The sequence below is a fragment of the Ruegeria sp. BHSA123 genome (assembly GCF_059613425.1).
In genome coordinates, this window is record NZ_JBXWSL010000089.1 from 1 (window position 1) to 8931 (window position 8931).

At 55.5% G+C, this 8931-nt stretch carries 9 protein-coding genes; 3 read left to right on the forward strand and 6 right to left on the reverse strand.

What is annotated here, in order from left to right:
• The 6 genes from AC2FNC_RS19005 to AC2FNC_RS19030 all read right to left on the reverse strand — a co-directional run.
• A partial coding sequence (locus tag AC2FNC_RS19005) for a trimethylamine methyltransferase family protein (RefSeq protein WP_496716288.1) occupies positions 1-1088 on the reverse strand: 1088 nt, incomplete at its 3' end.
• Complete coding sequence (locus tag AC2FNC_RS19010) at positions 1085-3151, reverse strand: oxidoreductase (RefSeq protein ID WP_496716290.1); 2067 nt, start codon at positions 3149-3151, stop codon at positions 1085-1087. The genes AC2FNC_RS19005 and AC2FNC_RS19010, both read right to left, overlap by 4 nt.
• Positions 3152-3211: 60 nt before the next feature.
• Complete coding sequence (locus AC2FNC_RS19015; protein WP_496716291.1) at positions 3212-4273, reverse strand: ABC transporter substrate-binding protein; 1062 nt, start codon at positions 4271-4273, stop codon at positions 3212-3214.
• A gap of 17 nt (positions 4274-4290) precedes the next feature.
• Positions 4291-5388, reverse strand: coding sequence for an ABC transporter ATP-binding protein (locus AC2FNC_RS19020; RefSeq protein WP_480623415.1), 1098 nt, complete (start codon positions 5386-5388; stop codon positions 4291-4293).
• On the reverse strand, positions 5385-6173 hold the full coding sequence (locus AC2FNC_RS19025; RefSeq protein ID WP_480555777.1) for an ABC transporter permease: 789 nt from the start codon (positions 6171-6173) through the stop codon (positions 5385-5387). Before AC2FNC_RS19025 ends, AC2FNC_RS19020 begins: the two co-directional genes overlap by 4 nt.
• A complete protein-coding gene (locus AC2FNC_RS19030) occupies positions 6170-7027 on the reverse strand; it encodes an ABC transporter permease (RefSeq protein ID WP_496716292.1) in 858 nt (285 codons plus the stop codon). The genes AC2FNC_RS19025 and AC2FNC_RS19030 overlap by 4 nt, the downstream gene beginning before the upstream one ends.
• A gap of 139 nt (positions 7028-7166) precedes the next feature.
• On the opposite strand from AC2FNC_RS19030, the gene AC2FNC_RS19035 reads away from it, so the two are divergent.
• The 3 genes from AC2FNC_RS19035 to AC2FNC_RS19045 all read left to right on the forward strand — a co-directional run bounded on the left by AC2FNC_RS19035 (position 7167) and on the right by AC2FNC_RS19045 (position 8861).
• Entirely contained in the window at positions 7167-7796 is a 630-nt protein-coding gene (locus AC2FNC_RS19035) for a TetR family transcriptional regulator C-terminal domain-containing protein (protein WP_496716297.1), read from the forward strand.
• A 402-nt stretch (positions 7797-8198) separates the two neighbouring features.
• A complete protein-coding gene (locus AC2FNC_RS19040) occupies positions 8199-8591 on the forward strand; it encodes a COG4315 family predicted lipoprotein (protein ID WP_496716294.1) in 393 nt (130 codons plus the stop codon).
• 42 nt (positions 8592-8633) lie between these two features.
• Entirely contained in the window at positions 8634-8861 is a 228-nt protein-coding gene (locus AC2FNC_RS19045; protein WP_496716296.1) for an RNA polymerase sigma factor, read from the forward strand.
• Positions 8862-8931: the final 70 nt, after the last annotated feature.

The window sequence follows — 8931 nt, forward strand, 5'->3', positions numbered from 1 at the left end:
ATTTTTGCATCGGTCATACCTGCACCCACCGAAGTGGGAAGGCCGTAAAAGTTGCCCATCTGAATTGCTGCGGCACCGATCAGCGCCTGTTCACCACTGCCGCCGGTGAAAGACCCGCTGCGCAGGTCCGTTATGAAAGGCCAGGCCGCAAAGCAGATAGGGCAACCCGGCGTGATCAGGTTGACGATGGCGACGCAGGCAAGTGTTTCGGCGACGGTTTGAACCAGTGTTCCCGCAAGCGTCGCCGGAGCCGTGGCCCCGGCTTGAGGCGGCACGGCCAGATCAACAGTCAGGCCCAGCTTGGCCGTATCGATCAAGATTTCCATGTTTTCCTTGCCGACCCGCAGAGGGGAAACAATGGGGCAGCCGCCGAATATGACGCTTGGCTTTTTCAGGAAAGCCCCCTCGCCGCCCTGAGCTAAGTCAAACATGCGGATGGCATGTGGAATGTGGCTGCGGTCGCGGAATGTCAGGCAGGCGGGTTTTTGGCTGCCTGCAAGCATGGCGTAAATGGTGTTCATGTCATGGGTGAAATCATCGGTCACATCCGTCGCCAGAACCGTGTCGCCCAGCATGTGAATGTTTTCCAAACGGTCTACCAGGCGGGTGAAATCATAAACATCACGCAGAACCGACGGACGATAGGTTTTGGTTTTGGCATCGAATGTTGTCACGGCGGTTCCAGAGTTGGCGAAGTAAACGCTCTCTGCCGAACAATGCATGTCGTCTTTGCCTTCACGCTCTCCGCGGGCATAGACATAAAACTCCTTGGCAGCACCAGCCAGGATGTCTTCCATCAGGGCGCGTGGAAAGCACAGCCGGTTGAGGTCACTCAACATAGCACCTTTGGGAAGCACCAGCTCAAGCAACTCCGGGAAATGGTCGGTAATACCGGTTTGTTCCAGAACGGTCAGGGCTGCATGATGGATGTTCTCCATATCGATTTGAGTCAGAGGTCTATAGCGTCCGCCGCTCAGACCCCCGCGTACGGCTTCGTTACCCGTGGTCGTCTGTTGTACCTTCAGACGCGCTGCGCGCCCGCCGCCCCCGCGACGACGTGAACGGGTTGTTTCATTGGTGCTGTTCATGTCGCATCCTCCGCCAAATCAATAATCTCACGGCGAAACCAGTCTTTGTCTGCATCGGCCTTTGGGCGCTCGAAATCGCGGGCGGCGCGATGGCCGGCAAAAACCGCGTCTGCGATCAATCCCGGCGACGCGGCATCACCAATGAGGTCAAGGGTTTTCAAACCGGCCCCCTTCAGGCTGTCGAAAAGGGCAGTTTCACGCTTGCGCTCGGTCACCAGAACCGTTGAGGCGCACGGGATTTCAATTTCGCGGCCGGTAAAGACACAGCCGATCCGCACCGCGCCGCCCTGAACCGCCGTAAGCACCTGATTGCAGCGGATATCCACCCCCAGTTCGATCATACGGGCCTGGATGCGGGACTGTTCCAAAGTATGAACGGCGTAGGCCGAAACCAAACTCTCTGGCGTGGCAAAAATGACCTGATATCCGGCAGTCGCCAGTTTCTCGGCAATCACTCCCGCCAGATAGATGTGATCTTCATCATAGATCATCACCGGGCCGCCCGGGGGCAGAACGCCATTCATGACGTCATCAGGCGTCAACACATTGGCATCCGGCGTGACCGTGGGCAGGCAGCGCTGTGTGTTGCGACCCACTCCATCGGCACGCCAATGGCTGCCGGTTGCAATAAAGACATGTTCAATGCCAAGCTCGGCGACTTGTCCGGCTTCGAGCTTGCTGTCCGTGAACAACTGTACATTGGCCCGCTGTTTCAGATCGTTCAGGCGATAGTCAACCACCCGCGACCAGGCGGCGAGGCCGGGAAGTCTGCTTTCCCTGCCAACCCGTCCACCAAATTCGGCCGAGGCCTCAGCCAGTGTCACCTGATACCCGCGCCGTGCCAATTGCATGGTGCATTCCAGCCCCGCAGGTCCGCCACCGATGACCAGCACTTCTGCCTCGCTTTTTTTCGGCGCAATGATCTCGGGGTGCCAGCCGCGGCGCCATTCCTCGCCCATCGTTGGGTTTTGTGTGCAGCGGATCGGAACACCCAGATTGTCCGACGACACGCAGATATTGCAGCCGATGCATTCGCGGATTTCGTCGATCCTGCCTTCCTCAATCTTTTTTGGTATGAATGGGTCCGCAATGGATGGCCGCGCAGCACCGATGAGATCGACAATTCCCTTTTTGACCATCGACAGCATCATGTCCGGGGACGTCAGTCGGCCAACGCCAACAACAGGTTTTCGGGTGATCTGTTTGACGTGAGACAGAAACGCGTTCTGATAACCATCTTCGGGCTGAAAACGGGTCGTTGCGCTGTCATTGGACCAATCCGCCACATTCACGTCCCACAGGTCGGGAAGATCGGCCAATAGCTCGACAATGGCGCGGCCTTCTTCTGCCGCCTGCATACCGTCGGCGCCCATCATCTCGTCAATGGCAAAGCGGAACGCCACGGCACAGCTGTCGCTTATGGCATCGTGGGTGTCTTCCAGCAGTTCACGGGTCAGCCGCACACGATTTTCAAGCGACCCCCCATATTCATCGCTCCGCTGGTTCATATGGGGCAGCATGAAATGCTGTGCCAATGTCATGTTGTGCCCGGCATAGACATAAACGATGTCAAACCCGGCCTCTTTCGCGCGCAGGGCCGCGTCGCGGTGCCAGCGGCGAAGTTCCCTAATATCAGCCTTGTCCATGGCCTGCGCATGCTTTGGTTGCGTCGTATCCACAGACATTTCGGACGGTGCAAGAACCGGAGCGCGGGTCAGCAGATTCTGCGCATGGTTGCCGTTATGAACCAGTTGGATGGCCGCCAGCGCACCATGTGCATGCACCGCATCCGTCATCAGACGCAGCGCAGGCACATCGCGCGCATCCCACAGTCGCCCTTCTGGGAACGGGGACAAATCCGAGGTCGGATGAATCTCGGTCTCCTGATTGGACACCACGGCCCAGCCACCTTCTGCTTTCATTCCCCGCACGGCAGCGTCCGCCCGCGGCCTGAGATGCCCCATCCCGGTGCAATGCGGCACCTGATAAAAGCGGTTTCTGGCTGTCACCGGCCCGATCTGGATCGGTTCAAAAAGCAAAGCATATGGGTTCGCGTTCGACATAATCACGCGTTTTCCTGTAGTTGGGTTCCGGAGCCCTTAGGCCCCGGATGATGGGTTGTGTTAGAAGCCGGCTTTGATCCGCTCGAATTCGGCCAGCATCTTCGCCTCAAGCTCGGGGTTCACAGCATCAAAGAACAAGCTGCCTTCGAAGAAGCTTTTGGGATCGGAAAAACCATAGGCTTCGATATTGGCCTGATCGGCGATTTCGAAAGCTTTTGCGTTGGAATGCGGGTAGCCCCAGTTGTCGATGATGTACTGACCACTGGCAGGGTCCGTAAGCGCGTTCAAAAGGTCATAGACCTGATCGACCGGTGTCGTGGACGATTTCAGATGCACATAGCCACACGCCCAGGTCGCGATGCCCTTGTCCACGTTGCGCATCATGGCCGCGGGCACTTCGTTCCAGATCAGGTTCAGTTCGGACTGGTTCCAGGCCCAACCCATTTCGATCTCGCCACTGGTCATGGCCTGGTCAAACTGACCCGCATCGGACCAGTAAAAACGCATATTCGGGTGGATCGAGCGCAGGAAATCCGATGCTTCCTTGAATTGCTCATCGCTCAGGTTGGTGTAGTCATCCGCGTTTCCGGTGGCCAGCGCGGCCAGGGCATAAGCAGACGATGCGGCATCCGGGATGGCGATTTTGCCCGCAAAGGCCGGGTCCGCCATCAGTTGCAGCGAGATTTCATCCCCCGAGATCTTGTCGGTGCGATAGATCAGGCCCGTGTTCCCCCATTCAAATGGCAGCATGTAAAGCTGGCCGTCCAGAACGATGGCGTCGACCTCTTTGATCTCGGGCAGCACATCCGTCCAATTGGTCAGCTTGCTTTCGTCCAAAGGCTGAATCAGATCAGCTGCGACCCATTTTCTGACAGCGTCGGAACAAGGATGTGCCAGATCAGCGGTAAAACCGGAACTCAGCTTGGTAAAGGCTTCTTCCTGGCTTCCGAAATAGGAATAGCTTGGCGCTTCATCCCCGTATTTTTCCATGTAGCTGGCAAAGAACCCGGGATCTTCATATCCCGACCAGTCAAAAACCGTCAGATCAGCGCCACCTGCACTGGCACTGCCTGTCGTTAACGCCGTCGCACATGCGAAGGCCGCAATTCCCTGAAGTTTCATTCTATCCTCCCTCTGTTTTATTCCGAATTCGTACCAAGATCGATCACACTCGCCGCCTGAAGCCCCAGCCAAACGGAGTCGCCACGATTGAAATCGACCGTGTGAAAATAGTTTGGAACGGAGACCGAGATTGGTTTTTCGGCCCCTGCCACCTGAATGTGGTAGTGAATATTTTCACCGTAGAAGGCGACGTTGCTGACGGTGCCTTGAACCGTTGATAGGTAGTCTTCAGGCCGATCCGCAGCAATCTCCAGCTGTTCCGGTCGAATACCGATATTCATGTTTCTGGCGCTGATCGCCACATTGGGATTTCTTTCGATTTCCATCCGCCCGAAGGCAGCCGCATCGATTGACAACGTGTCACCGCTTTCGCCAAGCAACCGGGCCGGCAATATGTTCATCTCACCGATGAAGCGAGCCACTTGCTGATCACAGGGACGGGCATAAAGCGTTGTTGGCGTGTCCACCTGCTTGAGTTGCCCGTTGAACATCACGCCGATACGGTCGGACATGGTCATCGCCTCGTACTGGTCATGCGTGACCATCACAAAGGTAATGCCAAGCGACTGTTGCAGATTGCGCATTTCAAACTGCATCTGTTCACGCAGCTTCTTGTCAAGCGCTGACAAGGGTTCATCCAAAAGCAACACCTTTGGCCGCATGATCAGCGCGCGGGCAAGCGCCACCCTTTGACGTTGCCCGCCCGATAACTCGCTTGCGCCGCGATCCTGAAGACCACCCAGTTCGACCATTTCCAAGGCTTCGGCGACGCGCTGATCGATCTCGGCCTTAGGCGCTTTGCCCCGCAACCCGTAGGCTACGTTATTCCCGACATTGAGGTGCGGAAAGATTGCGTAGCTTTGGAAAACCATGTTCGTCGGGCGTTTGTTGGCGGGCACTCCTTCCATATCCTGACCGTCAATCAGCACCTTCCCTCTGGTGGGTTCCTGAAAGCCCGCGATCATGCGTAAAACCGTGGTCTTGCCACACCCTGAGGGACCGAGGAGCGAAAAGAACTCGCCCTCTCTGAGGTCAAGGTTTATGCCGCTCGCGGCCACAAATGTGCCGTAGCGCTTTTCGACATCCCTGAGCTCTATGATGTTTCTGTTTGTCATCGGACCTCAGATGCGGATGAACGGCGGCGGAAGTATTCAGCCAGAACCAGAAGCAGAACCGAGGTTAGCAACAGGATCGACCCCAGTGCCAAAACATTTGGAAGCTTGGCGGGGAAACGGATTTGGCTCCAGATGTAAACCGGCAGGGTTGGCTGGTTACCGGACAGGAAAAAGGCGAGGACGAATTCATCGAAACTGACGGTGAATGTGACCAAAACACTGGCTGCGATACCGGGGGCAACGACCGGCAGCGTCACGCGACGGAATGTTTCGAACACGCCGACGCCCAGATCGTAAGATGCTTCCTCCAGTGATGCGTCGAAGTCATCAAAGGCGGATTTCAAGATCGAGACAGAGAACGGCAGCGCGAGAAACGTATGGCCCAGAATGACGGTCAGCAATGACGGCTTGAGACCGAGGAACAGAAACAGGACCAGCATTGAAGAGGCGACGATTATGCCCGGGATCACCAAAGGCAGCATCACCAGACCTTCTGCCGCGCGTTGACCCCGAAAACGGTACCGAACAAAGGCACGGGCGGCGAACAATCCCATGGCGGTCGATAGAAGGGCAACAACAGTGCCGACGGCAAGCGAATTCCAAAGCGCCTGGATCAACGTGTCCTGCTCGCCTAGCTTCCGATACCAGTCCAGTGTCCAGCCCTTGATCGGGAACGCAACGATTGTGCCGCTGTTGAACGAGAACAAGGGAAGGAACAGAACCGGCAGGTACAGAAACAGCAGATACAGGAACGCATAGGCTGTCAGGGTTGTAGGACGTCTCATCTGATCCGCCTCCCCAGCCGCGTTGCGGACATGACAAACACGATAGCCACAAAACCCACCGACAGCATTGCGATCAGCGATAGCGTAGCCCCAAGGGGCCAGTTGTTGGCGGCCCCGAACTGCACCTGAATAAGATTGGCGATCATCTTCCCATCTGAACCACCAACCAGAGCCGGGGTCACATAATCACCAACTGTAGGGATGAAGATGATCAGGCAAGCGGCAATGATACCTGGGATCGTCAGCGGCAGCGTCACCCGCATAAAACGTTGAATGGGACTGTTCCCAAGATCTGTTGCAGCCTCAAGTAGACTGGGATCGATTTTCTGCAATGAGACATAGATCGGTAGGATCGCAAATGGCGCCCAGGCATGAGCGAGCGTCAGCACAACTGCGAATTCGTTGTAAAGCAGGAAGTCGAGAGGCTCGCTGATCAGACCCAGCGCCAGAAGCGCAGAGTTCATAACGCCGTTGAAACCCAAAATGAGTTTCCAGGCAAATACGCGCAGCAAATAGCTGGACCAAAATGGAATGGTGATGAGCAGAAGCCAGATGGTCTTTTTCTGGGCCTTCATCGCGATAAAATACGCGACGGGATAGGCCAGTGCGACGGTGACTACGGTCACCGCTCCGGCAATCCAGATCGACCGAAGCATCAGGTGCCGGACCAGCGGATCCGCAAACGCATCGCTGTAATTCTTCAGCGTCGGTGTCTTGTCGAGCGTCACATAGGTTTGGGTCCAGAATGAATAGGCAATCAGGATCAACAATGGCGCCGCGACCAGAAACCCCACGTAAGCCGTGGCTGGCGCGCTGAGGGTATATCCCCGGGACGCTTCGCTGCGAAAGATCACCCAACCTCCCTTCCCGAAATTCACGAGTTACTAATGGACGATCGTCCATTAAATGTTGCGCCAGAAAGGCCTTTCGTGTCAATATTCCTTTGATCTACCTCTATGAGGCATTCACAAACGGTTGGTAACATTGAACAAAGTGCAAAGCACCAAGGAACAAAAACGCGGTTCAAAGCGGGATCCGGAAGCCAATAAACAGCTACTGATCGACGCGACTCTGGACACAATTGCCGATATTGGAGTTACCGATACCTCGGTCAGCCGAATCTGCGAGCGCTCCGGCCTGTCGCGCGGAATGATCCATTTGCATTTCGGGGGTAAGGACAATTTGCTGACCGCAGCCGCCCGGCATTTCAGCAACGAGTATTATGCCGAGATGGACAGAAGGATGGATCTGGGCGCGAGCGCAACGCCCGAAGACCGTGTTATGGCAGTGATTGAGGCCGACCTGTCAGAAGCACTGCTCAATCCGCGCAGTACGAAAATCTGGCATGCGTTTCGGGGTATCGCAAGCTCTCATCCAGGTATCGCCCGTTACAGCAGCACTCAGGATGACAAACTTGTCGAAACCTTGCGGTCCGCGTTCAAAGAGATAGCCCCAAAAAACGGACGTGACCCGAACCTAGTAGATGACGCAACCAGCGGAACGCTCGCCTTGCTGGAGGGGATGTGGGTGAATTACCTAACCGATATGCAGGGATTTTCACGCCGCCGCTCTGTCAACCTTGTTCGAAGGTTTTTATGCGGACTTTTCCCCGGAAAATTCTAGGTTTAAGCCTTGGCGGTGTTCTAGTTCAAGTTGGATAACTCGGAGACAGAAGTTTCTGAGAGAAAATTGTTCCGGGCGCATACAATCAGCTCGTCTGTGCTTTCGTTTTGAAACAACTGCGACTGCCGTGCCATTACTTACATACCCAAACTTGGGACACTGTCAGGTGACGAAGCCCCCTGCCCCACGGGCCTAAGGCGCTTGTCCACTTGTCGACAGATACAGGTTATTCGTACCCAAACCGGACATGGGTGACCTTTCCTGTAGGCTCGGATTTTGGCTTAGCCACCACAACAATGCCTACACGCCACAAAAAAAGTTTCACTTTGGGGAATTTTTTCCAGGCGCCTTCGTAGTTGTATTGTCTGCCATCCGGCAGACCTGAAAAAGTCGGAGAATCCAATGTCCCTAAAATCCCTCACTTTTACCGGTGTCGCGCTGGTTGCGACTGCAACCGGTTCATTTGCGGATGGTCACACCGGTGCGCCAGCCGCAACTGGCCAGCTCAACGGAGAAACCTTCCTGATGGATGCGCGCAAGATGACGCTCTATACCTTTGACAAGGACGAGACAGGCGTTTCGAATTGCTATGATGACTGTGCCGCCAAATGGCCGCCGCTGATGGGTGATGCCAACATGGAACTGAAAAAAGGCTACAGCCTGATTGAACGCAAGGATGGCAGCGTTCAGGTCGCCTACAAAGGAAAGCCGCTTTATCTATGGTTCAAAGACGAAAACCCTGGGGACATGACAGGGGACGGTGTAAAAGGTGTTTGGCATATGGCACGCCCCTGAACCTTGGTGCCGGGGGAAAGTTTCCTCCCCCGGCTTACGTACATGCTTCAGTCATTTGAAAACCAGCTTGAAAACTGCCTCCCCGATCTTTGGCGTTATGCCTGGTCGCTGACCCGTGATCGGGATGCGGCGGATGATCTGGTGCAGGATTGTGTTGAACGCGCCCTTCGCAAACGATTGCTATGGCTTCCGGGACGGCCGTTGAAACCATGGCTCACTAAAATATTGTTGTGTCCGTCGTCAGGGATATTGGGACAGATTGCCGCCTGAACTAAGAGAGGATTTGGCTCATCTGGTTGGGTTGATTATGCGGCGGATTTGCGGTGAAGCAAGCGTCGCG

Coding starts and splice junctions, on each gene's coding strand:
- AC2FNC_RS19040 (WP_496716294.1), top strand. CDS start 8,199: ATGTCCCTAAAATCCCTCACTTTTACCGGTGTCGCGCTGGTTGCGACT.
- AC2FNC_RS19010 (WP_496716290.1), bottom strand. CDS start 3,151: ATGTCGAACGCGAACCCATATGCTTTGCTTTTTGAACCGATCCAGATC.
- AC2FNC_RS19025 (WP_480555777.1), bottom strand. CDS start 6,173: ATGAGACGTCCTACAACCCTGACAGCCTATGCGTTCCTGTATCTGCTG.
- AC2FNC_RS19045 (WP_496716296.1), top strand. CDS start 8,634: ATGCTTCAGTCATTTGAAAACCAGCTTGAAAACTGCCTCCCCGATCTT.
- AC2FNC_RS19015 (WP_496716291.1), bottom strand. CDS start 4,273: ATGAAACTTCAGGGAATTGCGGCCTTCGCATGTGCGACGGCGTTAACG.
- AC2FNC_RS19020 (WP_480623415.1), bottom strand. CDS start 5,388: ATGACAAACAGAAACATCATAGAGCTCAGGGATGTCGAAAAGCGCTAC.